The organism is Thiopseudomonas denitrificans (assembly GCF_002866065.1).
GTDB lineage: Bacteria > Pseudomonadota > Gammaproteobacteria > Pseudomonadales > Pseudomonadaceae > Thiopseudomonas > Thiopseudomonas denitrificans.
In genome coordinates this window covers 248,651-275,503 of record NZ_LNJZ01000008.1, presented here as the reverse complement: position 1 = coordinate 275,503, position 26,853 = coordinate 248,651, and the positions used below count along the sequence as shown (strand labels likewise).

The window sequence follows — 26,853 nt, the reverse complement described above, 5'->3', positions numbered from 1 at the left end:
CCATATTTATTGTGCGAATAAATTCGCACCTACAGGGGAAGCTCGCTCCCACAATCAGCGGGCATCCAGACGATGCTGTTTTTCCAGTTTCTTGCGGATGCGGTCGCGCTTGAGACGGGACAGGTAATCGACAAACAGCTTGCCGTTAAGGTGGTCGCACTCGTGCTGGATGCATACTGCGAGCAAGCCCTCGGCTTCCAGCTCGAATGGCTGGCCGTCACGGTCCAGCGCCTTGACGCGTACGCGTAGCGGGCGGTCAACGTCCTCAAAAAAGCCGGGCACCGACAGACAGCCTTCCTGGTAGGGGCCGGCATCATCGCTCAGGGTTTCGATCACGGGGTTGATGAATACCCGGGGCTCATCCTTGTCTTCGGACAGGTCCATGACGATGATCTGCTTGTGCACGTCCACCTGGGTGGCGGCCAGTCCGATGCCGGGCGCATCGTACATGGTTTCGAACATGTCATCGATCAGCTGGCGAATTCCGTCATCAACTGTTGCGACCGGCTGGGCCAGGGTGCGCAGGCGCGGATCGGGGTATTCAAGAATTTTTAAAATGGCCATAAGTCTTTGTGTCGTATGTGTGACGCATGCATGGAATAAATCCGGTTTGCACTGCTAATATGGTGTACATTATTGCAAAAACAACAGGCTCTTGCCTGTTTGCTTTTGTTGCGGATGGAAGTGTTGCCGAAAAGTATAGGGCGTGCCCCATGCAAGGCGGGCGTAAACCTGACGGATATGGCTGTGCTTCTGCCGGCTGTCCGGTTTCAGGACAGCCCGGAACCGGGGCGAACAACCAAGACACATGATAAAGGGAATCACCACATGAGGAAAACCTTACTTGCCATGGTACTGCTGGCTGCTGGCGGCCTGGCACAGGCAGACGTCGAGCTCAGGGCCAATCATCCTGACAACTATACTGTGGTCAAGGGCGATACCCTGTGGGATATTTCAGGCAAGTTTCTGCGCCAGCCCTGGAAGTGGCCGGAAATCTGGCATGCCAACCCGCAGGTGAAAAACCCGCACCTGATTTACCCGGGCGATGTGCTGAGCCTGGTGTATATCGATGGCAAACCGCGCCTCATGGTCAATCGTGGTAACGGTGGCACCATCAAGCTGACGCCAGGCATCCGCAAGAGCCCGATGGCCGAGGCCATTCCAAGCATTCCGCTGGAAGCCATCAACAGCTTTTTGCTGAACAACCGTATTGTCAATTCCAAACGCGAGTTTGACGGTGCTCCTTATGTGGTAGCTGGCAATGCCGAGCGCGTCCTGAGTGGTCATAACGACCGTATCTACGTACGCGGCAATGTCCAGGAAGAAAATGCCTATGATGTATTCCGCCAGGGCAAGACCTACCATGATCCGGCCACCGGCGAGTTTCTGGGTATCAACGCTGATTATGTGGGCAGCGGTGATGTGGTCGCCAGGGAGCGTGACATCGGCACCATGGTGCTGAGCCGCACGGCACAGGAAGTCCGCCTGGCCGACCGTGTATTTGCTACCGAAGAGCGCGCGATTACCTCGACCTTTTTCCCGAGTGAGCCGGCAAGCAGCATCGATGGCCTGATTCTGGATGTGCCGCGCGGAGTTAGCCAGATTGGCCAGCTTGACGTGGTCACCATCAACAGGGGCGAGCGTGACGGTTTGCAGGCCGGCAACGTGCTGGCGGTGTACAAAACTGGCGAAACCGTACGTGATCAGGTTACGGGCGACAGGGTCAAGGTGCCGGATGAGCGTTCCGGTGTCCTGATGGTTTTCCGCACTTACGAGAAAATGAGCTACGGTCTGGTGTTGCAGGCCAGCCGTCAACTGGCGGTCATGGACAAGGTCAAGAACCCCTGATGCACAATCTGCGAGGCTGGCGGGAAGCCGGCTTCGCAGCGCCGACAGGCGCACCATGCATGGACGAAACACTGGACAGGATGCCACGACATGAACACTCCCTCCCTTGCCGAGCTGCAGGCCCGGCTGCTGTTGAATTCCCTTCCTCACATTGGTCCGCAACGTTTTTTGCAGTTGCTGGCGCACTATGGTGATGCCGTTACCGCTTGCCGGTCGCCTGCTGCCGGCTGGCGTGCGCTGAATATGCCGGAGCCGGCGATTGCTGCCCGGCAGGAGCCGGAGTTGCATGCTGTCGCCGAGCGGGCGACACGCTGGCAAGAGCAGGACGACTGCCATATTCTGCTGCATGATGGTGACGGCTATCCCGGGCTGCTTGGTGAAACTGCCGGGGCACCGCCGGTTATATTTGTGCAGGGCAATGTGCAGTTGCTGCAACAGCCGCAACTGGCCATCATCGGCAGCCGCCATGCCAGCCCGGCCGGCGAGCGGCTGGCCTTCGAGTTTGCCAGAACCATGGCGGCGAGCGGTTGCTGTATTACCAGCGGGCTGGCGCTGGGTATTGACAGTGCCGCCCATCGCGGAGCGCTGGCGGTTTCAGGGCCAACCCTGGCCGTGGTAGGTACCGGCTTGCTACGTACTTATCCGGCACGCAACCGTCAATTGCAGGCGCAGATTGTGGCAGAAGGTGGTGCCATGGTTTCGGAGCTGCCGCTGGATACCGGCCCCCATGCCAGCCACTTTCCCAGGCGCAACCGCATTATCAGCGGCCTGTCACTGGGTGTGCTGGTGGTCGAAGCGGGCGTGGCCAGCGGCTCGCTGATTACCGCTCGCTATGCGGCCGAGCAGGGCCGCGATGTGTTTGCCATTCCGGGCTCGGTGCATTATCCGGGCAGCAAGGGCTGCCACCAGCTGATACGTGAGGGTGCGATTCTGGTCGAAACTGTCCAGGACATTCTGGAGCAATGGCAACACTGGCAGCAGTTGCCGCCATCCGTGACGGCGGATATTGCTGAATACGAACCCCACCCGGTGACTGACCTGCTGCGCGGCCAGCCGCTGAATACCGAGGATCTGGCCATGCTGCTGGATGCTGATATCAGCGAGTTGTTGACCGAGCTGACCAATCTGGAAATTGACGGCCGCATCCGCCAACATGGCGGGCAGTGGTTTTTCATGGCTTAGGTTGCAACCGTCCGCGCGGGCTCAGCGCAGCACTTCGCCTGAGAGCAAATCGCGAATGGTGCTGGGCTGCTGTCTGTGCCCCAGAGGAGCGTTGAGCACGGCATCCAGCTGGTTGTGGAAATATTGCTCGACATGCAGCCGGCTGGTGGCTGCCGGGTGTTTGGTCGGGTTGGCCGAGGTGGAGACCAGCGGTCCGGTCAGCCGGCACAGTTCCTGCACCAGCGGATGATCACTGACCCGCACCGCAACACTGGTATGGCGTCCGCTGATCCATTTGGGTACCCGGCCATGGTGCGGGACCAGCCAGGTGTTGGGGCCGGGCCAGCTGTCTTCCAGCAATTGCCGCTGCTCCGCAGCAAGCCCTTCCAGTAGCCAGGTCAGCTGCCCGATATCGGCCGCCACCAGAATCAGTCCTTTGTGTACCGGCCGTTGCTTGATGTCGAGAATGCGCTGCACGGCTTGCTCATTCCACGGATCGCAGCCCAGTCCCCAGACCGCTTCGGTCGGGTAGGCAATCACACCGCCCTTGCGGATTTTTTGTGCGGCCTGCTGCAGGTGCCAGTGGCTGGTCATGGCTTAGTTGCCTGCCAGCCGGTCCCGCAATGCCTGCATCACCGGAGCGGTATCGGGCCGCTGGCCGGTCCAGACAGAAAATGCTTCGGCCGCCTGGCCGACCAGCATGCCGAGACCGTCCAGTGTACGCCCGGCACCCTGCTCTTGTGCCCAGCGGTTGAAGGCGGTGATGTCCTTGCCGTACATCATGTCGTAACAGACCGTCTGGGCGGGCTTGACCAGTGTCGGTGCCAGTGGCGGCAGCTCGCCGTGCAGGCTGGCGGAGGTTGCATTGATGATCAGGTCCACCGGAGTATCGATCCAGTCAAAGCCGCAGGCGACGACAGGGCCCAGATCGGCAAACTCACTGGCCAGCTGTTCGGCCTTTTCCACCGTGCGGTTGGCAATCGCCAGTTCGGCCGGCTGTTGGGCCAGCAAAGGCTCCAGCACACCACGGGCGGCACCGCCGGCACCCAGCAGCAGGATGCGCTGGCCCGCCAGTGGTACATTGTTTTGCAGCAGGTCACTGACCAGCCCGGCGCCATCGGTGTTGTCGCCGCGGATGCGACCGTTGTCCAGTTTGATCAAGGTATTGACCGCTCCGGCACGGCGGGCGCGTCCGCTCAGTTCGTCGGCGAGAGCGAAGGCCTGTTCCTTGAAGGGTACGGTTACGTTACAGCCGCATCCGTCACTGGTAAAAAACTGCTGCAGGCTGCCGGCAAAGTCGTCCAGCGGAGCCAGCAGGGCTTCATAGGTCAGCTGCAGGCCGGTCTGTTCGGCAAACATGCGGTGAATGAAAGGGGACTGGCTGTGGGCAATCGGGTTGCCAAAAACGGCGTATCTTTGCATGTCAGGCTCCGAATTCTTTCAGCCAGTTACGATTTTGCAGGAAGTAGTCGGTCAGGCGGGCTTCCTCGCTGCCGGGCTCGGGTTTCCAGTCGTAAGCCCAGCGCACCATGGGCGGTAGCGACATCAGGATGGACTCGGTGCGCCCGCCGGACTGCAGGCCAAACAATGTGCCACGGTCAAACACCAGGTTGAATTCCACATAGCGGCCACGGCGATAGGACTGAAACTCGCGCTGGGCTTCGGTGAATGGCGTGTTGCGGCGGCGCTCGATGATGGGCAGGTAGGCCTCCAGATAGGCGTCGCCGATGGCCTGGACAAAGGCAAAACTCTGCTCGAAGCCCCATTGGTTGAGGTCATCGAAGAACAGGCCGCCGATACCGCGTGGCTCGTTACGGTGCTTCAGGTGGAAGTAGCGGTCACACCATTCCTTGTATTCGCTGTAAACATTTTCGCCAAACGGCTGGCAGGCATCGCGTGCGACCCGGTGCCAGTGCACACAGTCTTCTTCCTGCCCGTAATAGGGCGTCAGGTCGAAGCCGCCGCCAAACCACCACACCGGTTCTTCGCCGGGTTTTTCCGCCACAAACAGGCGCACGTTAGCGTGCGATGTGGGCACGTGAGGGTTTTCCGGATGGATCACCAGCGATACGCCCATCGCCTGAAAACTGCGTCCGGCCAGCTCGGGACGGCTGGCGCTGGCAGAAGCCGGCAGCTGGTCGCCGAATACATGGGAGAAATTGACGCCGCCCTTTTCAATTAGCGCACCATTGGTGATGACGCGGGTACGGCCACCGCCGCCGGCTTCGCGCTGCCAGGCATCCTCGACAAAGCGGGCCTTGCTGTCATTTTGCTCCAGTTCGGTGCAAATACGGTCTTGCAGGTTCATGAAATACTGTTTGACGGCGTCGATATCCAGGCTCACCAGCTTTTCTCCGTGGTCGTTTGGGCCGGCAAAGCATAGCATGGTTGGCAGCTTTACTTGAGTTTGCATCGTCCGGCACGAAGCAGCTTGTTGCGCGCAGGGCTTGATCCCTGAGCGAGCGGCTCGCGGGGAAACCCGCTTGTATAGGCAGAAGTTTCGGTGGTGCCGTGAAGTCAGCCGATAACGCATGACCTGGCAGTCATTAATACGGCCAAATGGCTGGCAAAAAACCAGCGCAGTCGCTAATCCTGTACTAAAATGGTCAACCATTCGCGATTGAAATCATGACAAGCTGCCCCCATGTCTGGCAGTGTTTCCCTTTTGTTTTTACAGGTGCCCCGTGACCCAGATTGCCAACCCCCTGCTGCAGGATTTCGACCTGCCACCCTTTGCTGCCATCAAACCCGAACACGTAGTCCCGGCCATCGACCAGCTGCTGGCCGATAGCCGCAAGCAGGTTGCCGAACTGCTGCAGCGCAAGGACGGTTTCACCTGGGACAACCTGGTGCTGCCGATGGATGAAATGTCGGCCAAACTGGGGCAGGCATGGAGTCCGGTCGGGCATCTGAATGCGGTATGTAACAACGCCGAGCTGCGCGAAGCCTACGAGGCTTGTTTGCCCAAACTGTCCGAGTTCTGGACCGAACTGGGCCAGAACCGCGAGCTATTTGAAGCCTACAAGGCGCTGGCGAGCAGCCCGGCGGCACAAGAGTTGAACGATGCCCAGCGCAAGGTGCTGGACAACGAGCTGCGTGACTTCCATCTGTCCGGTATCGACCTGCCGCTTGAGCAACAGGCGCGTTACGGCGAAATCCAGAAAGAACTGTCCGAACTGTCGAGCAAGTTCTCCAACCAGTTGCTGGATGCCACCCAGGCCTGGACCAAACATATTACTGATGAAAGCGCACTGGCTGGTCTTCCCGAATCTGCCCGTGGCCAGCTGGCGCAAGCCGCCGCCGAGAAAGAACTGGATGGCTGGCTGGTGACGCTGGAGTTTCCCAGCTACTACGCCATCATGACCTATGCTGATGATCGTGCACTGCGTGAAGAGGTCTACACCGCCTACAGCACCCGAGCCTCCGAGCAGGGACCCAATGCCGGTGAATTCGACAACACGCCGGTGATGGCACGCACGCTGGAGTTGCGCCAGGAGCTGGCCGAATTGCTGGGCTTTGCCCATTACAGCGACCTGTCACTGGCCACCAAGATGGCCGACAGCCCGCAGCAGGTGCTGGACTTCCTTAACGATCTGGGCGTGCGCAGCAAGCCCTTTGCCGAGCGGGATCTTGCCGAGCTGAAGGCCTTTGCCGCCGAACAGGGCTGCGCCGATCTGCAAAGCTGGGATGTTGGCTACTACAGCGAAAAACTGCGCGAACAGCGTTATAGCATCAGCGAAGAGGAAGTGCGCCAGTATTTCCCGGTCAACCGCGTACTGGATGGCATGTTCCAGATCGTGCAGCGCCTGTTCGGTATCGAAATCAGTGAAGAGCAGGACTTTGAGCGCTGGCACCCCGAGGTGCGCCTGTTCAGGGTGCAGGAAAACGGCCAGACCGTTGGTCGCTTCTATTTCGACCTCTATGCCCGCAGCAACAAGCGTGGCGGTGCCTGGATGGATGGCGCGCGTGACCAGTTCCGCAACGGCAAGGGCGAACTGGTATTGCCGGTGGCCTATCTGGTATGTAACTTCACCCCTGCTGTCGGCGATAAGCCGGCGCTGCTGACCCACGATGAAGTCACCACCCTGTTCCACGAATTCGGCCATGGCCTGCATCACATGCTGACCCGTGTCGAGCAGCTGGGCGTGTCCGGCATCAACGGCGTGGCCTGGGATGCGGTCGAGCTGCCCAGCCAGTTCATGGAAAACTGGTGCTGGGAGCAGGAAGGGCTGGCGCTGATTGCCGGTCACTGGGAAACCGGTGAGCCGTTGCCGGCCGAGATGCTGGAGCGCATGCTGGCCGCACGCAACTTCCAGTCCGGCATGATGATGGTGCGTCAGCTGGAGTTCTCGTTGTTCGATTTCGAACTGCACGGCAGCCAGGGGCAGGGGCGCAGCGTGCAACAGGTGCTGGACGAGGTGCGCAGCCGGGTGGCGGTGATGACCCCGCCGGCCTGGAACCGGTTTGCCAACAGCTTCGGCCACATCTTTGCCGGTGGTTATGCGGCCGGTTACTACAGCTACAAGTGGGCCGAGGTGTTGTCGGCGGATGCCTTCTCGCGTTTTGAGGAAGAGGGCGTGCTCAACCCGCAAACCGGCCGTGCCTTCCGTGACAGCATTCTGGCCAAGGGCGGTTCATACGAGCCACTGCAGCTGTTTGTCGAATTCCGTGGTCGCGAACCACAGATCGATGCCCTGCTGCGCCATAGCGGGCTGGCAGCCTGATTTGCGTTCCCTGCCGTCATCCCTGTTTGGTGACGACGGCAGGGAAACCGGTCGTGTGATCAACAACAAAAAGGCGGCTGATGGCTGACAATGGCCGGCGTAATGATCAAATCAGAGCCTGATTAACTGAACAGGGAGCAACAGCTGCCCAAACAAGAGAGCGCCATGACTACCACTGAAACCACCGAACAGCCCGTTAAAAAACAGTTCATTGCCAGCGCCGTATGTCCGGCCTGTGAAGCCATGGACACCATCCGCATGTGGACGGTTGACGGCACCCAGTACCGCGACTGCATCCGCTGCGGCTTTGCCGACTCGCTCAACGAGTTTGGCCAGTCGGTCCCGCTGGAGCTGCCGACCCGGGTCAACCAGGACAAGCCCAAGGTGAAAAAAGCTGCCAAGCCCATGCAGTTTTTCCCCAACCCCAAACTGAAAAAACAGGACGACGAATAACCGGTCACTCAGGTGGTTCGCTCTCCGGTGCGAACTGCGTCCGGCGGAGCGTTGTCATCCTTCCGTCATGAAACGTCCGGCTGCAGGCAGGTCAAGGGCTTGCAGCCGGTCGGCTACTGTCGTTGATCCTTCGGTCGGTAGCAAAACTAGGCTATACTTGCGCTTTTCTGCCAATCCTTTTCTACGGATCAACAACGTGAAACAGACCAACCCCGCCATGCGCACCTTCCAGGATCTGATCCTCGCCCTGCAGAGTTTCTGGGCGGAACAGGGCTGTGTGGTGCTGCAGCCCTACGACATGGAAATGGGTGCCGGCACCTTCCATACCGCGACCTTTCTGCGTGCCATCGGTCCCGAAACCTGGAACGCCGCCTATGTGCAGCCGTCCCGCCGTCCCACAGATGGCCGTTACGGCGACAACCCCAACCGTCTGCAGCATTACTACCAGTTCCAGGTGGTGCTCAAGCCCAATCCCGACAACATCCAGCAGCTGTATCTGGATTCGCTGCGCCACATCGGCCTTGATCCGCTGGTGCATGACATCCGCTTTGTCGAGGACAACTGGGAGTCGCCCACGCTGGGCGCATGGGGACTGGGCTGGGAAGTCTGGCTCAACGGCATGGAGGTGACCCAGTTCACCTACTTCCAGCAGGTCGGCGGTGTCGAGTGCTATCCGGTCACCGGCGAAATCACCTACGGTCTGGAGCGTCTGGCCATGTACCTGCAGGGTGTCGACTCGGTCTACGATCTGGTCTATTCCGACGGCCCGTTCGGCAAGGTCACCTATGGCGATGTGTTCCACCAGAACGAGGTGGAGCAGTCCACCTACAACTTCGAGCACGCCAATGTCGACAAGCTGTTCGAGCTGTTCGATTTCTATGAAAGCGAAGCCAACCGCCTGATAGCGCTGGAGCTGCCACTGCCCACCTACGAGATGGTGCTCAAGGCCAGCCATACCTTCAACCTGCTGGATGCACGCCGGGCCATTTCCGTGACCGAGCGTCAGCGCTACATCCTGCGCGTGCGCAATCTGGCCCGTGCCGTGGCGCAAAGCTATCTGCAGGCCCGTGCCAAACTGGGCTTCCCCATGGCCCCGGAACACTTGCGTGATGAAGTACTGGCCAGGCTGGAGGCGGAACAATGAGTACACAGGATTTTCTGGTCGAGCTGGGTACCGAAGAGCTGCCACCCAAGGCGCTGAAAACCCTGGCAAAAGCTTTCACCGACGGTATCGTTGCCGGTCTGAAAGCGGCCGGTCTGCCCCATGGCAAGGTGCACAGCTATGCCGCGCCACGCCGTCTGGCAGTGCTGGTCGAGCAACTGGCCGAGCGCCAGGCCGATCGCGAACAGGCAATGGACGGCCCGCCCGTGCAGGCCGCCTTTGATGCCAATGGCAACCCCACCCAGGCCGCGCTGGGCTTTGCCCGCCGCTGTGGTGTCGAGCTGGATGCCATCGACCGTAGCGGTGCCAAGCTGCGCTTTGTACAGCAGATTGCCGGTCAGGCAACCGCCGAGCTGCTGCCCGGTATTGTCGAGCAGTCGCTGGACAAGCTGCCGATTCCCAAGCGCATGCGCTGGGGTGCCCGTCGTGAAGAATTCGTCCGTCCGACCCAGTGGCTGGTGATGCTGCTGGGCGAGCAGGTGGTGGATTGCACATTGCTGGCGCAAACCGCCGGCCGTGAGTCCATGGGTCACCGTTTCCACCATAACCAGCCGGTCAGCATCCAGCGTCCGACGGATTATCTGGAAGCCCTGCGCAGCGCCAAGGTGCTGGCCGACTTTGATGAGCGTCGTGAGCTGATTGCCAGCAAGGTCACCGAGCTGGCCGCCAAAGAGAACGGCAAGGCCATCATGCCTGCAGATCTGCTGGATGAAGTGGCTTCTCTGGTCGAGTGGCCGGTGCCGCTGGTGTGCTCCTTTGAAGAGCACTTCCTGCAGGTACCCCAGGAAGCCCTGATCGCCACCATGCAGGATGACCAGCGTTACTTCTGTCTGGTCGATGGCGAAGGCAAACTGCTGCCGCGCTTCATCACCGTCGCCAACCTGGAGAGTAAAGACCCAGCGCAGGTAGTGTCCGGTAACGAAAAGGTTGTCCGTCCACGCCTGAGTGATGCCGAGTTCTTCTACCTGCAGGACCAGAAGCAATCACTGGAAAGCTTCAACGAACTGCTGAAAAACGTGGTGTTCCAGGCCGAACTGGGCACCGTGTACGAAAAGGCCGAGCGTGTCTCTGCGCTGGCTGCACAAATCGCTACACAGATTGGCGGCAACGCCGAGCACGCCGCCCGCGCCGGTATCCTCTCCAAGTGCGACCTGGCCACCGCCATGGTCGGCGAGTATCCGGAAATGCAGGGTATTGCCGGCTACTACTATGCACAGCTGAACAACGAACCGGGCGATGTACCGGCGGCACTGAACGAGCAGTACATGCCGCGTGGTGCCGGTGCCGAGCTGCCAGCCACCCTGACCGGTGCTGCCGTGGCCGTGGCCGACAAGATCGACACCCTGGTCGGCATCTTCGGTGTCGGCATGCTGCCTACTGGTAGCCGCGACCCCTATGCACTGCGTCGTGCAGCGTTGGGCGTGCTGCGCATCCTGATCGAGAAGGAACTGGAGCAGCCGCTGACCCCGCTGCTGCAAGCCGCCATCGACCAGTACGGTTCACGCGTCAAGGCCGACGGCCTGCTGGCACAGGTTCACGATTTCATCTTCGACCGTCTGCGTGCTCGCTATGAAGATGCTGGTATCGAGGTCAGCGTCTATCAGGCCGTGCGTGCCGTACATCCCGACTCGCCGCTGGACTTCGACCAGCGCGTACAGGCGGTGCAGCACTTCCGCAGCCTGAGCGAAGCCGAAGCACTGGCCGCCGCCAACAAGCGGGTGTCCAACGTGCTGGGTGATGCCGAGGACGGCCAGGTACAGGAATCCCTGCTGGCCGAGCCGGCAGAAAAGGCCCTGTTTGCCGCCCTGCAACAGGCGCAACAGGACGTCGCCCCGCTGGCCGCCGCCCATGACTACACCGGCATCCTCACCCGTCTGGCGCAACTGCAACAGCCGGTCGATGCCTTCTTTGACGATGTCATGGTCAACGCCGAAGACAGTGCCATCCGCGCCAATCGTCATGCACTGCTGGCGCAGTTGCGTGGGTTGTTCCTCAGCGTGGCGGATATTTCGCTGTTGGGATAGCAGATGTACTGAAAGTCAAAAGGGCGCTGTTTTCAGCGCCCTTTTTGTTTCATTGGTTCTGCAAAACAGTTGTGCCACGAGTGGTTAAGCGATATTTCTGCAAGCGACTATTGGGCTTATCAGGAAGGGTATATTCGATATACTCATGCTCAAGCAGCCATTTGATTTGTCGATTCAAGCCACTTGATACGCTTTTATGGCCAAGCGCTCTGGCGATTTCTGTGCGGCTCAAGGGGGCCGCTGACCAGCAACTGAATCACTTCTTTCGCCAATTCTGACTCTAGCCCAGCTTGCTGTTCAATTCCTTCTTCAAGCGACTGCTTGATGGCCGGCAACATAAACTCAATGAACCCAGTGCAATCCGCCTGCTCATCGGCTTCGCCCAGGCATTGATAGTATTCGGTCTGGCGTGACCGAATGACGATCTCTACCGGCAGCAGTCCCATTTCAGTTTTATTGAGCTACCTGGTCAGCTTGGGCAGCTGGATGCTGCTGCGCACTGCTTTTGTGGGTTGGTGCTGTCGTGGCAAAGCACGACAGCATTGTGTCGCTGAATTTGTCGTGCTTTTGTGCGAATAAATTCGCACCTACGGCAGCAGGCATGACTGCAGTGATTCGGAGCTGTTGAGCCTGTAGTGCTTATTGGTTATATTCCTTACAGGCTTTTTGCAAGGTGCATGAAATCATGCCACGTACTACTACCATGACCGTCCGCCTTAAAGGCCCGCTCAGTGATTTTGTTGCCGCCAACACAGGTGAGCACGGAGCCTATGACAACGTGAGTGAATACATTCGTGATCTGATCAGGCGCGACAAGGAACGGGTTGAGGCCGAAGCTTTTGATAGGCTCAAAGCCGAGCTGACTTTGGCGTTTGATGCTCCGGAATCTTCTTATCAGCCGCTGAGTGCAGCGGACGTGATTGCCCGCAATCAGGGCTGACTATCGTGGATAGCGTGCGCGTCCAGCAGTCAGCTTCTGTCCGGCTGGATGAAATCTATCGTTACACCCGTCAGCACTGGGGTGAGCAGCAGGCAGAGCGTTACATTACCGGCCTGTTTCAGTCTTTTTCCAGGATAAAGACACATGGAGTCGCTTCCAGGCCAGTACCCGCCGAATTCGGTGTTGAGGGTTTTTACTACCGCTACGAAAAGCATTTCGTTTACTGGCGCTGGCTGTCTGACGGGGCGGTTGGAATTGTCACCATACTGCATGAGCGTATGCACCAGATAAAACACTTTCAACAGGATGATGTTTGAGTGAACAAGGGTTATTGGTCTATCCAGTTCTCCATCCGCAAACCGGCCACCCGTTCAAACTCCTTCAGATTATTGCTGACCAGCACCAGCCCTTCACTGCGTGCATGAGCGGCGATATGCAGGTCGTTGATGCCAATCGGCGTGCCTTTTCGCTCAAGTTCGGCACGGATATCCCCATAATGACCGGCTGCCTTGCTGGTGTAGGGCAACACTTCCAGTCTGGATAGAAAGTCGGCGACCTGATGCAGGTTATGCTCGCGTCGCTGGCTTTTTTCAGCGCCATGCAACAGTTCGGCTTCGGTAATGCTGCTGACGCACATCATGCTGGCCATGCGGTTGAATGTGCCCAGTACCTCTAGCGGCCGGCGCTTGATGACGTAGATGGCAATGTTGGTGTCCAGCATGTATCTGAGCATCAGAACTCTTCCCGTTCAGACTGTTGCTGACTGGCGCGCTCGGGCAAAAAGTCTTCGCTAACGCCTTCGCTGGCATGAAAGAAGCTGTCCCAGACATGGTCAACGGGGGTCAGTATGCGTTCCTTGCCCAGCTTGCGGATCAGTACCTTTTTTACGTTGTCGTCAAAACGCACACCGACTGGCAGGCGTACCGCCTGGGTGCGATTGTTTTCAAATACGGTTCCTGTATGCATGGTGATCCCTCCGAGCTATATACATAAAATATATAGTCCTTTTGGTGTGGTAGCAATATGCACCGTAAAATCCGTTATCCATGGCCGCGAGTCGCAGGCTAAAAATAACCAGCCACAGTTTTTGGTACCATCCTGCACATGAAGAATTCCGTGAAGGGGAGAGCAATGAAGATCGTAATGCTGCAATCGCTGGGTATTTCCGCGGCCAAGCTGGAAAGTCTGACCAGGCCGTTTCTGGAGCTTGGGCATGAGCTGGTGGTTCATGAAGGCCCGACCGATGATGAAAGTCTCAAGGTAGCCGTCAAGGATGCGGATGTGCTGATTCTGGCCAATATGCCGCTCAGTGGTGCGGTGATTGCGGCTGCAGAAAAACTGAAGTTCATCTCGGTGGCGTTTACGGGCTTTGATCATATCGACCTGGAGCAGTGCAAGAAGCAGGGCGTGAAGGTATCCAATGCTGCCGGTTATAGCACCCGCTCGGTTGCCGAAATAGCCTTTGGCCTAATGATCGGCCTGCTGCGTAGTGTGGTGCCGCTGGATGGTATCGCACGGCAGGGCGGCACCAAGGACGGCTACCGGCAGTCCGATTTGTACGGCAAGACGCTGGGCGTGCTGGGGACCGGAGAGATTGGTGCGGCAGTGGCCGAGCTGGGTCTGGCGTTTGGCTGCAGGGTGGTTGCCTGGAACAGAAGCGAGAAGCCGGAGCTGGTGCAGAAGGGCGTTACCTACATGCCTCTGGAGTCCGTGTTGAAGGAAAGCGACATTGTGAGCATTCACACGCCGCTTACGGATGACACCAGGCATCTGATCAACGCCGAGCGTCTGCAGCTGATGAAGCCCACTTCCATCCTGATCAATACTGCGGTTGGTCCTGTTGTGGACAACAATGCGTTGGCCGAGGCGCTGCACAAGGGTACCATTGCCGGTGCCGGTCTGGACCGTACGGATATGGAGCCGCCGATTCCGGCTGACTATCCGATGCTGGGTGCGCCCAATACCATTATTGTGCCGCATGTTGGTTATGCGACTGACGAGGCACTGGAGCGCAGAGCGGATATTACCTTCGACAATATCCGGCAATGGCAGCAGGGCGCGCAGGAAAATATCGTGCTTTGATTTCGGGTGTTAGGGCTCTTCACGTCCAGGGCTGGTACGTTCGGATAAAAACTCCTCTCTGACACTTCCGGTGTCATCATAGAAGTTGTTTCTGGGCTGGTTGTTTTCATTGCCCGGTCTGAAAAACTCGCCGGGCGTACAGCCAAACTGCTGATTAAAGGCATTAATGAAAGCAGAGACGGATTCGTAGCCACAGTCCAGTGCTACATCGGTCACCGGCTGTTGTTGTTCCAGCCGGGGCAGGGCGCTGAACAGGCGCAGGCGCTGGCGCCAGAGGCGGAAGGTCAGACCGGTTTGCTGGCGAAATAGCCGGCTGAGGGTTTTTTCGGCGACACCAAGACGCACAGCCCATTCGGCCAGTGTGGTGGTGTCATCCGGGTGTTGCTGCAGCTGACCGGTGATTTGTTGCAGGCGTGGATCGGCTGGCAGAGGCAGCATGGATGCAACCTGTGGTGCCAGTTGCAGCTGGTCGAGTAGCACCTGCACCAGCCGGCCCTCGTGTCCCTGCTGGTCGTATTCGACCGGCATCTGGCTGAAGTTGCGTACCAGTTCGCGCAGCAGCGGGCTAACTTGCACCACACAGGTTTCGGTCAGGGGCTGTTGCAGGGCGGCAGGGTCGATGTAGAGGCTGCGGATTTGGGTTTGCCGGGTGCAGCGTACCCGGTGTTCGATCCCGGCCGGAATCCATACTGCACGCTGCGGGGGGGCCAGGTAGCGGCCGCTGTCGGTATGTACATCCAGTACGCCCTGGCTGGCATAGGAAAACTGTAGCCAGGCATGGCTGTGCCGATAGCCCAGCGCCAGGTTGGGCAGGGTTTCTGCCTGGCCATAAATTGGGCGTGGCAGCTGTTTGAGTGTGCTCAGATCCATATCTAGATACCCGGAATGTCCGTTTACAGCAATTCTTTGACTGTTTGGCGTTAGCCGGAAGTTTAGCTTGCGGTTAGAGTAGCGTCCACGCCAATGGTGTGGGCGGGTGTGGATGTGGCTTCTGTGACTTCGCACAATATGACAGGCGCCCGTACCGGGGCGGTAATTGTTCAGTAGGTTTAACAAGGATTTGTCTCATGTCTGTTTTTTACGCGCGCCTGCGCATGGTGTTCGACAATTACACGTTGATCATCATCGGCGTGATTTTGGCGGCGACCTTTGTGCCCGCACAGGGCTCCGGTGCGGTATTTTTCCAATGGCTGACCAATGCGGCGATTGCCCTGCTGTTTTTTCTGCATGGGGCCAAGTTGTCGCGTCAGGCGATCATTGCCGGTGCGCTGCACTGGCGGCTGCACCTGTTGATTTTTGCCTTCACCTTCATTTTCTTCCCGCTGCTGATGGTGGCGCTGACGCCGGTACTCAGGCCGTTGCTGGGCAATGAGTTGTGGGTCGGGATGCTATATCTGGCGGCGCTACCGGGTACGGTGCAGTCGGCGATTGCCTTCACCTCGATGGCGCGTGGCAATATTCCGGCGGCGGTCTGTGCGGCGTCAGCGTCCAGCCTGGTCGGTATCCTGGTGACGCCGATGCTGGTCAAGCTGATGCTGGATGCCGATGCCGGCACTGCCGGTATGCTTGAAGCCATCATCAAGATCAGCTTGCAGCTGTTGTTCCCTTTCCTGCTCGGACATTACATGCGTCGCTGGATTGGAAATTTTGTCGATAACAACCGCGTCTGGCTGCGCTATATCGACCAGAGTTCCATTCTGCTGGTGGTATATACCGCATTTAGCGCGGCGGTGGTGGGCGGTCTGTGGAGCACGGTTCCCCCTGTTTCGTTGCTGATCCTGATCGCGGTTTGTTCGGTGATTCTGGCGATTGTGCTGGTGGTCACGACCTGGAGTTCCAGAGCGATGGGTTTCAACAAGGAAGACGAGATTACCATTGTTTTCTGTGGCTCGAAAAAGAGCATGGCCACCGGTGTGCCGATGGCGCAGGTGCTGTTTGCCGGCGGTGCGGTGGGGCCGGCGATTCTGCCGCTGATGATCTTTCACCAGATCCAGCTGATGGTATGTGCGGTGCTGGCTCAGCATTATGCACGGCGTGAGGAACAGTAGGTGTGAATTCATTCGCACATGCTCCCTGCTGCCCGGCTTTGCCGGGTTTGTCCGGATAAATCCGGACCTACAGCTGGTTGCGGGCCAGTGCATTTGTAGGTGCGAATTCATTCGCACAACGCCCCGTGCATGAATTGACCGCAAGGCCTGTTTTTTGTGTTGCTGGCAAAGCTGCGTACAATGGGCGCTTTCAAGAATTCAGCAAGCAGACAGGCCGGCCATGAAACTGATCATTCTCGACCGTGATGGTGTCATCAACCACGACTCGGATGCCTACATCAAGACTGTGGACGAGTGGCAGCCGCTGCCCGGTGCCATCGAGGCGATCGCCCGGCTGCATCATGCCGGCTGGACGGTGGCGGTGGCGACCAACCAGTCCGGGCTGGCCCGTGGCTACTACGATGAAGCCACCCTGCATGCCATGCATGACAAGCTGCGTGCCCTGCTGGCAGAGCATGGCGCCGAGATCGGCCTGATCGCTTTTTGTCCGCATGGACCGGATGACGGTTGTGATTGCCGCAAGCCGGATATCGGCCTGCTGCTGCAGATTGCCCGCCATTACGATACCAGTCTGGAAGGAGTCTGGTTTGCCGGTGACAGCCTGCGTGACCTGCAGGCAGCGGTGACTGTTGGCGCGCAGCCGGTATTGGTGAAGACCGGCAAGGGGACAGAAACGGCCGGTAAGCAGCTGCCAACAGGCACGCTGGTGTTTGCCGATCTGGCAGCGGTTGCCGACGCCTTGCTGCAAGGCTGAGTGGCCTGCTGCTATCCCTGATTCTTTCATTGCCGGCTGCCTGCGGGCGCTTCTTTCACGCTGGCATGCGGGGCAGCGTATAATAGGCCGTTAAACCGCACCGACATGCAAGGAATCCCTGATGGGTATGATCAGCGCTGTTAGAACCATCGTCTTTTACTTTCTGTTGGCAGTTACCACCTTGCTGTGGCTGCCGCCGTCCTTGCTGATTGGTCCCTTTCTTCCGTATCGCTGGCGCTACCGCATGATCGCCGTGGCCTGGAGCCGGGTTGCGCTCTGGCTGGCGCGCTGGATACTGGGCATTCGTTACCGGGTGCGCGGGCTGGAAAACATTCCAGCGCAGCCCTGCGTGATCCTGGCCAAGCATCAGAGTGCCTGGGAAACTTTTTACCTTTCTTCGTATTTTCAGCCGCTGAGCCAGGTACTCAAGCGCGAGCTGCTGAACATCCCCGTATTTGGCTGGGCGCTGCGCATGATCAAGCCGATTGCCATCAACCGTGAACAGCCCAAGCAGGCGCTGCGACAGGTGGCGCAAGAGGGCGCGGCCCGTCTGGCCAAGGGTAACTGGTTGCTGATCTTTCCCGAGGGTACCCGTGTGCCGCCAGGCAGGATCGGCAAGTTTTCCCGCGGTGGCGCATCCCTTGCCGCCCATGCCGGCCTGCCGGTGTTGCCGGTGGCACACAATGCCGGCCAGTTCTGGCCCAAGCTGGACTGGCGCAAGGCGTCCGGCACCGTGGATGTGGTGATTGGCCCGCCCATGACTGCCGAAGGCACGGACTCGGCTTCCATTGCCGAGCTCAATCAGCGCGCCTTCCTCTGGGTGGCGCAGGCGCAGCATGAAATCGGTTCGCTGAGCGATGAGAACTGGCAGGCGCTCAGGGAGCAGTACGGCATCTGATCACCGCTTTTGGCTCACCACAGACACGCTTTGCATACTTTTGCGCACTGGCATCAATATCTTCCGGTTGTTAGCCTGTAGCTGATACAGTAATCAGGAGGCGGTATGAGCAAGAATCTGTTGATTGTGGCCCATGCGCCATCCGGCAATACGGAACGGATGGTTGCATCCCTGCTGGAAGGCGCCCGCAGTGCCGGCGCACAGCAGGTGATCGCACGCAAGCAGGCCGCTCTGCAAACGACGATACAGGATGTGTTGTGTGCTGATGGCATCATCCTGTTCACGCCGGAAAACCTGGGTTACATGAGTGGTGCGCTGAAGGACTTCTTTGACCGTGTCTATTATCCGGTGCTGGAGCAGAAGCAGGGTTTGCCCTGTGCCGTGGTGATACGTGCCGGCCATGATGGTACAGGCACGCAGCGGGCGATTGATAGCATCCTGACCGGTTTGCGCTGGCGCCAGGTGCAGGAGGCCATGGTCTGCCGCGGGGTCTGGCAGGACGGTTTTCTGCAGCAGTGCCACGAGCTGGGCCAGGCTTTTGCCGCCGGACTGGAAGAGGGTATTTTCTAGTCAGAACCAGGCTGTAACAGAGGCGCAACCCAGGCTTGAGGGACTGCAGCCTTCAGCAATCTTCCTGCTGCGCCATGGCTTCGAGCCGGTAACTGAACTGCGGCCAGCTGGTGCAGGCGTCATCCAGTATCTGCCGACACTGCTGCCAGGCTGCAGTATCCAGCTGCCGCACCTGCTCGCCGTTGATGATCAGGCACAGCGGCATCTGCTGCCGTTCCAGCCAGTCATTGAATGAATCCCAGAGCGCATCCCAGTTGAAACCAAAGCCTTCACCAAAACTACAGTGGGTGGCAAACGCCTGCAGCAGGGCGGGCTTGTCTGCCGTTTCAGGCAGCAATAGCGTGCTGGTGATCATGGCTGCACCTCCAGCCGGATGAACGAGCGGTAGTGGTCCTGGGTGTAGTACCAGATCTCGGGCGGGTTGCCGCCGGTCACTACGCGTCTGGTGCTGCGGTCGCTGGCACCGGGCGTGGGTACGGTGTATTCGCGGTAATAGCCGGGCTGCTTTTGTGGCAGCAGGCGTTCACGGTTATGGAAGATGCCGTTGTCCTGGCGGTACGGATAGGGACCGCCTTGCAGGATCAGCTTCAGGGTGTGCTGCAACTGGGGATTGTCCGCGTGCGGACTGCCGGGCAGCAAGGGACCGGCCGCAACCTGCACCTGTGTTTGCGTGGCACCCTGCATGGAATAGAAAGGCGTGATGCTCTTGACCAGAATGAAGCCGGCCAGCACCACGGCGGCAACCATCAGGACCAGTCGCCACAGGCGCTGCAGGGTGCCGACCGGCACGTCGGCAGGCTGGTGGCCGTACAGCAGGTGCACGTTCTGTGCCTGCCAGCGGCCGTGCTCGTCCTGCTTCAGATCGAAACCGACCTCAAGCCCGGTGCGTGGCTCAATTCCCCGGTTGAGTTGGCTGATGTGTACAAAGATGTCGTCGCCATGCTCGCGGGCGATGAAGCCGTAGCCCTTGGTGTTGTTCCAGTATTTGATATGGCCGTGCTGGCTGCTCATGAATTGTTGTGTCCGTTTGCAATGGAAAACCGGTTGCCGCCGCTGCGCTTGGCGCAATACATGGCCAGGTCGGCGGCATGAATGATGGCATCGGCAGTATTGCCGTGCTCGGGATAGTGGGCAATGCCGATTGAGGCACCAATTTCCAGCCGGGTTCCGTCAATGTCAAATGGCCGCATCAGTTGATGCAGGACATCAGCCGCGATGCGGGTGACAAAGTCCTTGCCGCTCGGCGTGGCCAACATGAGCAGGAATTCATCCCCTCCCAGTCGGGCCAGTGTGTCGTGGGTGCGGGTTACGTGTCGTAGGCGCTCGGTAACCAGCCGCAAGGTGGTGTCGCCGGCATGGTGGCCGTACAGGTCGTTGACCGGCTTGAACTGATCCAGGTCGATGAACAGTATGGAAAAGGGGATTTGTTGCTCGATGGTCTCCTGGATGCGCAGCAATATGCTGCTGCGATTGAGCAGGCCGGTGAGGGCGTCATGTTCTGCCAGGTGGCGTACTTTTTGTTCGGCCTCGGTACGGGCCGTGATGTCACTGAAGATATGGATGTAGTAAAGCGGTGCGCCGTTCTTGTCATGTACGGTGCTGACGTTCAGCAGGCTGGTGCGCCGCACGCCGGTGTGGGTATTTGAGTGGGTGACCTCACCTTGCCAGCGTCCTTGTTCGCACAACTGGCGTAACAGGAAAAACGGCTCGTTTTCGTGGCCGGGGATATTCAGGCACTGGCTCAGTGGCGTTCCGGACAACTCGTCCTGGTTGTGCTTGCACAGCAGCTGCATGGCCTGGTTGGCGCGGACCAGATGCAGACTGGTATCGGTGATCGCAATGGCCTCGCGGGTATTCTCGAATACGCTGGCGGCCAGTTGCAGCTCGGCCTGGCTCTCTTCCAGTTGCCGTGTCTGCCGTGTCAGCGTCGAGATCAATGGCCTGATAGCTTCGCGGCTGGCGATGATGGCCAGCAGCAGCAGGCTGAAAATAAGCAGGTGCACACCGGCCAGGCCATGGTAGGCCAGGGTGTAAAAGGAATGCTTGCCTATGCGGATGACCAGCAGGGTCGAGCTGTGGTCAAACGGTTGGGTGATGAACATGGTGGTTTGGCCATTGCGCTTTTCATGCAGGCCGGCCTGCCGCAAGGCGGGCGTGTCCGTTAGCAGTTGCAAGGCTTCGGGGCGTACAGCAATGCGTGGCTCGCCGTTTTCTGGCAGGAGGCCGAGGATCAGCTCCTGGTCGGGCTGGTAGAGAAAGACATCGGCCTGCTGGCCGTAGCTGCCAAAATCCTGCAGATGATGGAGCAGTTTTTCGGGGTAGAAGAACAGGATGTCATGGCCCAGCACGGCACCGTGGGTGTCGAGGATGGGGGCGCTGGTCTGGATCAGCAGCAAGGGTTGCGGGCCATCTTCCAGCAGATGAAAGGCAAAGTTTGTTTCAACCGGATGGAGTGCCGCAAGCGGCAGCCGGCCAGCTTCTGCACCCAGCGCAGCGATGGTTGTTCCCTGGCTGATACGGAACATGGCAGCCAGCTGCCCGGCCCGGCCGGCAGGCTCCAGCAGGCGTGGCAGGGTGAATGCCTGAAGGGCTTCCAGACTGATTTCGCCGTTGAGCCAGGCCTGCAGTTGCCGACGGATTTCCGTGCGGCTGCTGAACTGGTCGGCTATGTTGCGGTAACCATTGAGCTGGTGTTCCAGGCTGACCTGCCGGGCATGGGCGTTGGCCAGGCTGACTGCTTCGATCTGTCCCCGTACCGAGCGATATAGCGGCAGGGTTGCGGCAATACTGACCAGTATGCCGGTTAGCAGAACCAGCAGGGCGGTGGCCAGAGTAATGCGTTGCTCGGCCTTGGACATTTTTTTCATAAGGACCCTGCGGCATCGGAAGGGACAGAGTTATGCGCATCATGCTGTCAGTACCGGATGTATGCCGGTTTTATAATATCGCTTGAAGGAGCGCTGGCGTGCTTGACTATACGTGTTATTTTACAAGGGATGATTGTTTTTTGTTATCACTGTGATAGCCAGGAAAAGAGCGGCACCTGCCCGGGGTGCGGGCGATTGTAACATCATGACAGTAGCGTGCCGTCCAGTACTGTCAGTGGCCGGTTTTGGTACCAGGCCAGTGCACGCAGTGCCGGATGTTGCCGTGCATGTTGCAGGGCTGCGGGCAGGGGCTGGATGCTGTCGGTGGACAGCTGTACATGTTGCGGTTCACTGCCAATGGCAAGCCAGCACAGCTGGTCGTCAGCCGTTTGGCACCCCAGGCAGAACAATGCGGGCTCTATGACCAGCCCGGGCAACAGCTGGTGCAGGTGCAGGGGAGCGGGGTCAGGGCTATAGGGTTGCAAGGCCCTGATCCGGCTGGCTTCGAGGGCAAACAGCTGGCTACCGGCAGACCAGACCACGACGGCCAGGCTGCTCATGGCAGGTGCTGTTGCCAGGCTTGCAGGACCAGATCCAGATCCAGCAGGGTAACCGGCAGACCATCAAAGTCGAGCAGGGCGCTAACCAGCGGCTTCAGATGGTCGGGCAGGCTGTCGAGGGGCGGTTTAAGGCGGCTTTGTGCAACCTCGGTGACGTCCAGCAATTGGTCGATACGGATGCCGGTCTGGATGCCGGCACCGGAACCCAGCAGTATGGCTCGAGCGGGCTCCTGGACGTCGCTGTCGGGCAGGTGCAGCAACCCGTTGAGGGACAGTACCGACTGGATATCACCCCGCAAATTCATCACGCCCTCTACCGAAGCGTGCATGCCGGGAACATAAAAGACATCCGTGGTGCCGTTGATCACCTCACGGATCGAGCCGCCGGGGAAGGCAAAGTGGCGGTCGAACAAGCGAAAGATCACCAGCTGGGTTTGCGGCTCGTCAACATCGATGATTTCCCTTGAGCTGGTTTGCCGCTCTGCCAGAACCTGCTCCAGGGTGGTTGTCGGTTCAGTCTCCATGTTGATCTCCGCTGCAGGCGATGACGCGGTTGCGGCCCAGCTCCTTGGCCTGGTACAGGGCGTTGTCGGCATTGTGCATCAGCTCGTCGAGAGTGCTGTAGTTGACAAAGGTGCTCAGGCCAACGCTGAAGGAGCAGCTGAAAGTATCGCTGCCGGCAGAAAAGACGATACCTGAAAACTCGCGGCGCAGCTGGTCAAGCAGATTGTGCGCCGCCTGGATATCGGTATCACGCAGCAGGATGACAAACTCTTCACCGCCATAGCGGCCCACGATATCACCGTGGCGGAGGCGGTTTTTCAGCATGTGTGACAGGGCCAGCAGCACCTGGTCACCGGCCTGGTGTCCGTAGTTGTCATTGACCTGCTTGAACAGGTCCAGATCCAGTGCGGCCAGTACCAGCGGTTCGTTGTAACGGCTGGCCTGGGCCAGAATGGCGCTGATGATTTCAGTGGTGGTGGTGTGGTTGTACAGGCCGGTCAGGCTGTCGCGGGTCATCAGGCCGCGCAGGGCCCGCATGCGCTCGGCCCGCAGCAGTACCGCAGCCACCAGCTCATCCGGTACCACGGGTTTGGTAATGAAACCCTCGACACCGACTTCCATGGCACTGAGCTGTTTTTTCGGGTCGGTTTCGCTGGACAGATAAATGATGGAGATGCCCAGATACTCGGGAACCTGGCGGATCACGCCGGCCAGCTCGTAACCATTGCAACCGGGCATGTAGACATCAATCAGGATCAGGTCGGGAGTGAACTCGCGCAGGGCGTTGAGTACCTCGGCCGGGTCGTGGACCTGGCGGACCTTGATGCCGGCGTTTTCCAGAATCAGGCTGTGGTAGGCGGCTACTGCAGGCTCGTCATCCACGATCAGGACCTGATAAGGGTCGGTTTCGGGCTTGCGCACCAGCTTGTCAAGGGCGTTGGCCAGGGTCAGCGGCTTCACCGGTTTGGTGAAGTAACTGCGGCAGCCGGCCCGGTAGGCGCTCAGGCGGGCCTCGAAGTGTTCCATGCCGGACAGGACGAGCGCGGGCAGCTGGTAACCCAGACGCTGGTTGACCCGGTTGAGGGTCTCGGTACCGGCGGTCTTGCCCTGGGGAAAATGCACGTCCATGACAATGGCGTCGGGCTGTTGTTGCATGACCGTCTGTTCGAAGTCATCGACATCGGTAAAGTGGCGGACGCGATAGCCAAAGCATTGCAGCTGGTATTCAAGGTATTCGACCTGTTCGGTTTCATCATCGCAGACATAGATCAGCGGTGAGCCCAGCTCCTGCCAGTGGTGATTGATCTGGCCCATCTCGAAAAAGGGCACCTGGAAGCTGGATTTGTGCACACCGTCGCGCTGGTCGAGACTGGCGAAATGCAGGACCAGTTTTTTGACCAGATCTTGTTGGTGGACCAGCCAGTCAGCGTCGACCGGGCTGTTGTCGCTCTCCAGCAGGGGCTGTAGTTCGGCTTCGGCCAGTGAGGCAATCTTGGCCAGCTCGTTGAACCCGAAAATACGGCTGGCACCTTTCAGGCTGTGCCAGTGACGGTGCAAGGTGCACAGCGCAGGGTTGCTGGCGTCTGTCGGTGCTGACAGCTGTTGCAGTGCATCTTCCAGTTCGCTGACGCGCTCCGGGAGCTGACTGACAAAGCTGTCTTTCAGCCGGGCCATTTTTTCGCTCAGGGAGGTTTTCTGCTTGGACATGGTGTTTTTGCTCGTTGTGCCTGGCCGGAGCTAGGCGTGCAGTAACTGACTGACAATCGACGGCAGGGTTTCGGCCAGGTCAAAGTCCTTGGTCAGGCAGGCATTCAGATCAGGTTCAGACTGTAGCAGGCTATCGGGTGCGTCACCAGTGAGCAGAATGAAGGGTATCTGTCGGCCCTGCTCGCGCAACTCGCGGAAAAAATCAATGCCGGAGACCAGCGGCATGTTCAGGTCGCTGACAACCATGGCGATATCCGGGTTGGTACCAAGCAGTTCAAGGCCCTCAATTGCGTTTTCGGCTATCAGCGGCTGATAGCCGCTGGCTTCAAGGATGGCACCGGTCATTTCGGCGGCAAGCAGGTCATCGTCTACGACCAGTATTTTCATGCTGTTCTCCATGCGTGTTGTCTAGCCCAGCAATACCTTGAGAGTATCAATCAGGCTGTTCTGATCGAAGCTGCCCTTGACGATATAGGCGTCAGCACCGACTTCGATGCCACGGCGGCGATCACTTTCCTTCTCGCGGGACGTGATGATGATGATTGGTGTGTGCCGGTAGCGCTCTTCCTGGCGCAAATGGCTGGTCAGGGTAAAACCGTCCATGACCGGCATTTCGACGTCGGTCAGGATAGCATCAAAATCGCCAGTGCGGGCCTTGTTGAGGCCGTCCTGGCCGTCTTCAGCCAGCGTTACCTGATAGCCCCAGGCCTCGAGCAGGTCTTTTTCTATTTCGCGCGTATTGAGCGAGTCATCCACCACCAGAACATGCAGGCGCTTGTCGGGCTGATGGATGTTGTTCCGGGTGTGGCCACGGCTGCGCTGGGCCAGGGAAAATAGCTGGGGAGCATGCAGCAGGCTGACCAGTTGGCGATAGTCGTGGTTGACAATGCCGGCCACCAGCGGCTGTCGTGCCAGGTGGGCCGGCAGCGGTTTGATCACCAGGTCGCGTTCGTCGACCATGTGGTCGATGCGCAGGGCGATTTTTTCGTGTTGCACCTGCAGGACCAGCATCAGCTGCTGCCTGCTGTCGGCCTTGGGCCGGATGCCGCTGCGTTTCTCCGGCAGCCCGATCAGCGTGGCCGGCTCAAAGACCGGGATGAATTCGTTGCGCAGGACAAACACCTGGCGTTCGGCGATGTCGAGCATGGCCTGCTCGTCAACATAAATCATTTCCACCACGTGCTGGGCGGTAAACGCGAGCAGGTGGTTGCCGGCTTCCACCAGCAGGATGCGCAGCATGGCCAGCGTCAGCGGCAGGCGCAGGTTGAAGGTGGTGCCGCCCCCTTCGGTGCTGGTCACCTCGATCATGCCTTGCAGCTCTTCGACATTGCGCTTGACCACATCCAGGCCGACACCACGCCCGGACAGTTCGGTGATCAGGCTGCTGGTGGAAAACCCCGGCAGGAAGATCAGGTTTTTCAGCTCGGCGGAGCTTTTCTTGGCCAGCTCTTCTTCAGTGAACAGTTGCTGACGCAAGGCCTTCTGGCGAATTTTATCCACATTCAGGCCGGCCCCGTCATCGCTGATGTCGATACTGACCCAGCCGCCATCCTGGCGGGCATGTATCCGGATCAATCCCTTGGCGTTCTTGCCGGCGGCCTGACGCTGTGCGGCATTTTCCAGGCCGTGATCCAGCGCGTTGCGCAGCAGGTGCTGGACCGGCTCGGTCAGTTGCTCGATCAGCAGCCGGTCCAGTTCGATGTCTTCGCCCAGAATCTGCAGTTCCACCGGCTTTTCCAGCTCCCGGCCCAGCTCGCGCACCAGCTTGCGTGCCGGTTCCAGGATCTGTGTCAGTGGCAGCATGCGCAGGCTCAGCGACTGTTCGTGCAGGTTTTGCACCAGTGATTCCTGTGCGCCAATCAGGTCGCGCAGGTTCTGGTACAGCTGCTGGTAGTCGGCGAACAGCCGGCTGTCGTTGCCGCTGTGCAGGCTGGTGGCATCCCAGTTGCGGGCCAGCTGGCGCGCGTCGTCGAGCAATTCGCGCAGGCCGGCCTGGCTAATGGTGACTTCGGACATCAGCCGGATCAGCTGTTCCAGGCTGTCCAGTTTGAGACGCACGGAATCGGCGCTGCGCAGCATCGGTCCGGGGCGGGTTTCGGTTGGCGGCTGCGCGGGAGCGAATTCCGCTGTGTCGGCAAGCGGGGCGGCGGCATCACCGCTGGCGGCACGACTCAGGCGCTGGCAGAGCGAGACGGATTTTTCCGGCAAGCTGGCCGGATTGGGCTGGCTGGCCAGGTGCTCGACCAGGTTGCCGAGGTTGTCCACAGCTTCCAGCATCAGGTCGCGGGTGGCATCGTCCAGTCCGATTTTCCGTTCACGCAGGGCACCCAGAACATCTTCCAGGCTATGGGCCGTATCGGAAATGGATAGCAGTTTGAGCATGCGTGACGAACCCTTGAGGGTATGTGCCGCGCGAAACAGGCTGTTGACCAGCTCGCTGTCACCGTTTTGCGCTCCCAGTTGTCCAAGCCCCTCTTCCAGCATGCGCAGCTGTTCGCGGGCTTCATCGATGAAACGGTGAATGAATTTCTTGATATCAAGGGCCATGGTA

The 26,853-nt window shown here is 59.1% G+C and carries 29 protein-coding genes and 1 pseudogene; 13 read left to right on the top strand and 17 right to left on the bottom strand.

From position 1 onward, the window contains the following. Positions 1 to 54: 54 nt before the first annotated feature. Positions 55 to 564, bottom strand: coding sequence for a peptide deformylase (gene def, locus AR306_RS08970; protein ID WP_101497229.1), 510 nt, complete (start codon positions 562 to 564; stop codon positions 55 to 57). A gap of 264 nt (positions 565 to 828) precedes the next feature. Here def and AR306_RS08965 point away from each other — a divergent pair, with 264 nt between their 5' ends. Together AR306_RS08965 and dprA are read left to right on the top strand one after the other, a co-directional pair. Next, the gene (locus AR306_RS08965) at positions 829 to 1,848 is read left to right on the top strand and encodes a LysM peptidoglycan-binding domain-containing protein (RefSeq protein ID WP_101497228.1); all 1,020 of its coding nucleotides are present in this window, start codon (positions 829 to 831) and stop codon (positions 1,846 to 1,848) included. A 90-nt stretch (positions 1,849 to 1,938) separates the two neighbouring features. After that, positions 1,939 to 3,030, top strand: coding sequence for a DNA-processing protein DprA (gene dprA, locus AR306_RS08960; RefSeq protein ID WP_101497227.1), 1,092 nt, complete (start codon positions 1,939 to 1,941; stop codon positions 3,028 to 3,030). A 21-nt stretch (positions 3,031 to 3,051) separates the two neighbouring features. Here dprA and AR306_RS08955 read toward each other — a convergent pair whose 3' ends face one another. Genes AR306_RS08955 through hemF form a run of 3 tightly spaced genes read right to left on the bottom strand, consistent with a single transcriptional unit; the run spans position 3,052 to position 5,353 of the window. Continuing rightward, entirely contained in the window at positions 3,052 to 3,603 is a 552-nt protein-coding gene (locus AR306_RS08955; protein ID WP_101497226.1) for an L-threonylcarbamoyladenylate synthase, read from the bottom strand. Between the two features lie 3 nt (positions 3,604 to 3,606). Beyond that, positions 3,607 to 4,431: a shikimate dehydrogenase gene (aroE, locus tag AR306_RS08950; RefSeq protein ID WP_101497225.1), complete on the bottom strand. Its 825-nt coding sequence runs from the start codon at positions 4,429 to 4,431 to the stop codon at positions 3,607 to 3,609. Position 4,432: 1 nt separating this feature from the next. Continuing rightward, positions 4,433 to 5,353, bottom strand: a complete 921-nt coding sequence (gene hemF / locus AR306_RS08945; RefSeq protein ID WP_101497310.1) for an oxygen-dependent coproporphyrinogen oxidase — start codon at positions 5,351 to 5,353, stop codon at positions 4,433 to 4,435. A 340-nt stretch (positions 5,354 to 5,693) separates the two neighbouring features. Between hemF and prlC the strand changes: the two genes are divergently transcribed. The 4 genes from prlC to glyS all read left to right on the top strand — a co-directional run bounded on the left by prlC (position 5,694) and on the right by glyS (position 11,372). Beyond that, complete coding sequence (gene prlC, locus AR306_RS08940; RefSeq protein ID WP_240622524.1) at positions 5,694 to 7,733, top strand: oligopeptidase A; 2,040 nt, start codon at positions 5,694 to 5,696, stop codon at positions 7,731 to 7,733. A gap of 165 nt (positions 7,734 to 7,898) precedes the next feature. Continuing rightward, complete coding sequence (locus tag AR306_RS08935; RefSeq protein WP_101497224.1) at positions 7,899 to 8,186, top strand: YheV family putative zinc ribbon protein; 288 nt, start codon at positions 7,899 to 7,901, stop codon at positions 8,184 to 8,186. A gap of 196 nt (positions 8,187 to 8,382) precedes the next feature. Next, complete coding sequence (gene glyQ / locus AR306_RS08930; protein ID WP_101497223.1) at positions 8,383 to 9,330, top strand: glycine--tRNA ligase subunit alpha; 948 nt, start codon at positions 8,383 to 8,385, stop codon at positions 9,328 to 9,330. Beyond that, the gene (gene glyS, locus AR306_RS08925; RefSeq protein ID WP_101497222.1) at positions 9,327 to 11,372 is read left to right on the top strand and encodes a glycine--tRNA ligase subunit beta; all 2,046 of its coding nucleotides are present in this window, start codon (positions 9,327 to 9,329) and stop codon (positions 11,370 to 11,372) included. The genes glyQ and glyS overlap by 4 nt, the downstream gene beginning before the upstream one ends. Before the next feature lie 49 nt (positions 11,373 to 11,421). Here the strand turns inward: glyS and AR306_RS13730 are convergent, their stop codons facing one another. Beyond that, positions 11,422 to 11,550 (bottom strand): Fic family protein, encoded by a 129-nt coding sequence (locus AR306_RS13730; RefSeq protein ID WP_407071195.1) that lies wholly within the window; start codon positions 11,548 to 11,550, stop codon positions 11,422 to 11,424. A 16-nt stretch (positions 11,551 to 11,566) separates the two neighbouring features. Further along, positions 11,567 to 11,818: a Fic family protein gene (locus AR306_RS08920; protein ID WP_101497221.1), complete on the bottom strand. Its 252-nt coding sequence runs from the start codon at positions 11,816 to 11,818 to the stop codon at positions 11,567 to 11,569. A gap of 239 nt (positions 11,819 to 12,057) precedes the next feature. On the opposite strand from AR306_RS08920, the gene AR306_RS08915 reads away from it, so the two are divergent. Next, positions 12,058 to 12,312 (top strand): ribbon-helix-helix domain-containing protein, encoded by a 255-nt coding sequence (locus AR306_RS08915; protein WP_101497308.1) that lies wholly within the window; start codon positions 12,058 to 12,060, stop codon positions 12,310 to 12,312. A 5-nt stretch (positions 12,313 to 12,317) separates the two neighbouring features. Further along, positions 12,318 to 12,629, top strand: a complete 312-nt coding sequence (locus AR306_RS08910; RefSeq protein WP_101497220.1) for a type II toxin-antitoxin system RelE/ParE family toxin — start codon at positions 12,318 to 12,320, stop codon at positions 12,627 to 12,629. 11 nt (positions 12,630 to 12,640) lie between these two features. On the opposite strand, the gene vapC is transcribed toward AR306_RS08910, so the two are convergent. Beyond that, positions 12,641 to 13,045 carry a type II toxin-antitoxin system tRNA(fMet)-specific endonuclease VapC gene (vapC, locus tag AR306_RS08905; protein ID WP_101497219.1) on the bottom strand — a complete coding sequence of 135 codons (405 nt, stop codon included), beginning with the start codon at positions 13,043 to 13,045 and terminating at the stop codon, positions 12,641 to 12,643. After that, the gene (gene vapB, locus AR306_RS08900) at positions 13,045 to 13,278 is read right to left on the bottom strand and encodes a type II toxin-antitoxin system VapB family antitoxin (RefSeq protein WP_101497218.1); all 234 of its coding nucleotides are present in this window, start codon (positions 13,276 to 13,278) and stop codon (positions 13,045 to 13,047) included. Before vapB ends, vapC begins: the two co-directional genes overlap by 1 nt. Before the next feature lie 165 nt (positions 13,279 to 13,443). On the opposite strand from vapB, the gene AR306_RS08895 reads away from it, so the two are divergent. Further along, positions 13,444 to 14,394 (top strand): NAD(P)-dependent oxidoreductase, encoded by a 951-nt coding sequence (locus AR306_RS08895; protein ID WP_101497217.1) that lies wholly within the window; start codon positions 13,444 to 13,446, stop codon positions 14,392 to 14,394. A 117-nt stretch (positions 14,395 to 14,511) separates the two neighbouring features. Here AR306_RS08895 and AR306_RS08890 read toward each other — a convergent pair. Next, positions 14,512 to 15,297, bottom strand: a pseudogene (locus AR306_RS08890) (AraC family transcriptional regulator); the annotation flags it as partial. Positions 15,298 to 15,461: 164 nt separating this feature from the next. Here AR306_RS08890 and AR306_RS08885 point away from each other — a divergent pair. From AR306_RS08885 to AR306_RS08870, 4 genes are all read left to right on the top strand, one after another. After that, positions 15,462 to 16,442 (top strand): bile acid:sodium symporter family protein, encoded by a 981-nt coding sequence (locus AR306_RS08885; protein ID WP_101497215.1) that lies wholly within the window; start codon positions 15,462 to 15,464, stop codon positions 16,440 to 16,442. 220 nt (positions 16,443 to 16,662) lie between these two features. Continuing rightward, positions 16,663 to 17,196 (top strand): D-glycero-beta-D-manno-heptose 1,7-bisphosphate 7-phosphatase, encoded by a 534-nt coding sequence (gmhB, locus tag AR306_RS08880; protein ID WP_101497214.1) that lies wholly within the window; start codon positions 16,663 to 16,665, stop codon positions 17,194 to 17,196. Positions 17,197 to 17,317: 121 nt separating this feature from the next. Continuing rightward, the gene (locus tag AR306_RS08875) at positions 17,318 to 18,094 is read left to right on the top strand and encodes a lysophospholipid acyltransferase family protein (RefSeq protein ID WP_101497213.1); all 777 of its coding nucleotides are present in this window, start codon (positions 17,318 to 17,320) and stop codon (positions 18,092 to 18,094) included. 105 nt (positions 18,095 to 18,199) lie between these two features. Continuing rightward, complete coding sequence (locus tag AR306_RS08870) at positions 18,200 to 18,664, top strand: flavodoxin family protein (protein WP_101497212.1); 465 nt, start codon at positions 18,200 to 18,202, stop codon at positions 18,662 to 18,664. Between the two features lie 52 nt (positions 18,665 to 18,716). On the opposite strand, the gene AR306_RS08865 is transcribed toward AR306_RS08870, so the two are convergent. The 8 genes from AR306_RS08865 to AR306_RS08830 form a co-directional block, all read right to left on the bottom strand. Next, entirely contained in the window at positions 18,717 to 19,019 is a 303-nt protein-coding gene (locus AR306_RS08865) for a barstar family protein (protein WP_101497211.1), read from the bottom strand. Further along, entirely contained in the window at positions 19,016 to 19,675 is a 660-nt protein-coding gene (locus tag AR306_RS13465; protein WP_101497210.1) for a ribonuclease domain-containing protein, read from the bottom strand. The genes AR306_RS08865 and AR306_RS13465 overlap by 4 nt, the downstream gene beginning before the upstream one ends. Further along, the gene (locus AR306_RS08855; protein ID WP_101497209.1) at positions 19,672 to 21,531 is read right to left on the bottom strand and encodes a sensor domain-containing diguanylate cyclase; all 1,860 of its coding nucleotides are present in this window, start codon (positions 21,529 to 21,531) and stop codon (positions 19,672 to 19,674) included. Before AR306_RS08855 ends, AR306_RS13465 begins: the two co-directional genes overlap by 4 nt. Positions 21,532 to 21,734: 203 nt before the next feature. After that, a complete protein-coding gene (locus AR306_RS08850) occupies positions 21,735 to 22,091 on the bottom strand; it encodes a hypothetical protein (RefSeq protein ID WP_101497208.1) in 357 nt (118 codons plus the stop codon). Next, positions 22,088 to 22,615, bottom strand: a complete 528-nt coding sequence (locus AR306_RS08845; protein ID WP_166627849.1) for a chemotaxis protein CheW — start codon at positions 22,613 to 22,615, stop codon at positions 22,088 to 22,090. Before AR306_RS08845 ends, AR306_RS08850 begins: the two co-directional genes overlap by 4 nt. Then, on the bottom strand, positions 22,605 to 24,302 hold the full coding sequence (locus tag AR306_RS08840) for a diguanylate cyclase (RefSeq protein WP_101497206.1): 1,698 nt from the start codon (positions 24,300 to 24,302) through the stop codon (positions 22,605 to 22,607). The genes AR306_RS08845 and AR306_RS08840 overlap by 11 nt, the downstream gene beginning before the upstream one ends. A gap of 30 nt (positions 24,303 to 24,332) precedes the next feature. Next, positions 24,333 to 24,689 (bottom strand): response regulator, encoded by a 357-nt coding sequence (locus tag AR306_RS08835; RefSeq protein ID WP_101497205.1) that lies wholly within the window; start codon positions 24,687 to 24,689, stop codon positions 24,333 to 24,335. Positions 24,690 to 24,710: 21 nt separating this feature from the next. Beyond that, positions 24,711 to 26,849 carry a hybrid sensor histidine kinase/response regulator gene (locus AR306_RS08830; protein WP_101497204.1) on the bottom strand — a complete coding sequence of 713 codons (2,139 nt, stop codon included), beginning with the start codon at positions 26,847 to 26,849 and terminating at the stop codon, positions 24,711 to 24,713. Positions 26,850 to 26,853 lie beyond the last annotated feature (4 nt).